Source organism: Limosilactobacillus mucosae, assembly GCF_046939755.1.
Lineage (GTDB): Bacteria > Bacillota > Bacilli > Lactobacillales > Lactobacillaceae > Limosilactobacillus > Limosilactobacillus mucosae_A.
Genome location: NZ_JBKZAY010000064.1, coordinates 1 through 1,480, shown reverse-complemented (window position 1 = coordinate 1,480; position 1,480 = coordinate 1). Strand labels below are relative to the sequence as shown.

The following is a 1,480-nucleotide window of genomic DNA, read 5'->3' as shown; positions in this document are numbered from 1 at the left end:
CCCAGTTACGTCAAACGAATCGCCGTAATGGTAGGTACCGTTCTTGCCTGGGGCCAGTTCGTTGCCATTTTCATCGACGAATTGTTCCGTCAACTGATATTCATTTTGCGTGTACGTTACCGGCGTGTCCTTCGTTGGATCTTCCGGCGTCATACTTGGTGTACTTGGCGTGTAGCCTGGTACGGTTGGCACGGTTTCATTTGGCACAACCTTCGTCGGATCGGTGGGATCATTTGAATAACTTGGCGTAGCCGCGCCTGGAATTGGGTTGCCAGCTTCATCCACTGGAATGATTTTGCCGACCTGCTTGTAGACGAACTTAGCTGTCTGATCACCTTCGCCAAACGTGCCCGCGGTGTTTTCCTGCTTAACCAGCACGTAGCCATCAATCACTTGGGCGTCCCCAGTTACGTCAAACGAATCGCCATAGTGGTAGCTGCTGTCCTTGCTTGGCACCAGTTCGTTGCCATTTTCATCGATGAACTGTTCCGTCAACTGATATTCGTTTTGCGTATACGTTACCGGCGTGTCCTTAGTTGGGTCAGCTGGCGTCACGGTTGAAATACTTGGCGTGTAACCAGGTACGGTTGGCACGGTTTCATTTTGCACAACCTTCGTTGGATCGGTGGGATCATTTGGATAACTTGGTGTATTGGCACCTGGAATCGGGTTGCCAGCTTCATCCACTGGAATGATTTTGCCGACCTGCTTGTAAATGAACTTGGCTGTCTGATCGCCATCACCAAACGTGCCCGCCGTGTTTTCTTGATTAATCAGCACGTAGCCATCGATCACCTGTGCGTCCCCAGTTATGTCAAACAAGTCGCCATAGTGGTAGGTGCCGTTCTTGTTTGAAGCTAGTTCGTTGCCATTTTCATCCACGAACTGTTCAGTCAACTGGTATTCGTTTTGCGTGTACGTTACCGGCGTGTCCTGTGTTGGGTCAGCTGGCGTTACGGTTAAAATACTTGGCGTGTAACCAGGTACGGTTGGCACGGTCTCATTTGGCACAACCTTCATCGGATCGGTGGGATCATTTGAATAGCTCGGCGTATTGGCACCTGGAATCGGATTGCCGGCTTCATCAACCGGAATGATCTTGCCGACCTGCTTGTAGACGAACTTAGCCGTCTCATCGCCAGCGCCAAACGTCCCTGATGTATTTTCTTGCTTAACCAGCACGTAGCCGTCGATCACCTGTGCGTCCCCAGTTACGTCAAACGAATCGTCGTAATGGTAGGTACCGTTCTTGCCGGGGGCCAGTTCGTTGCCATTTTCATCGACGAACTGTTCCGTCAACTGATATTCGTTTTGCGTATACGTTACCGGCGTGTCCTGCGTTGGGTCAGCCGGCGTTACGGTTGAAATACTTGGCGTGTAGCCTGGTACGACTGGCACGGTCTCATTTGGCACAACCTTCATCGGATCGGTGGGATCATTTGAATAGCTCGGCGTATTGGCATCTGGAATCGGATTGCCG

1 protein-coding gene is annotated in these 1,480 nt (G+C 51.2%); it reads right to left on the bottom strand.

Annotated elements, in window-relative coordinates:
* Positions 1–1,480: MucBP domain-containing protein (locus ACLUWI_RS10075; RefSeq protein WP_412147214.1), on the bottom strand; the 1,480-nt coding region annotated here is incomplete at both ends.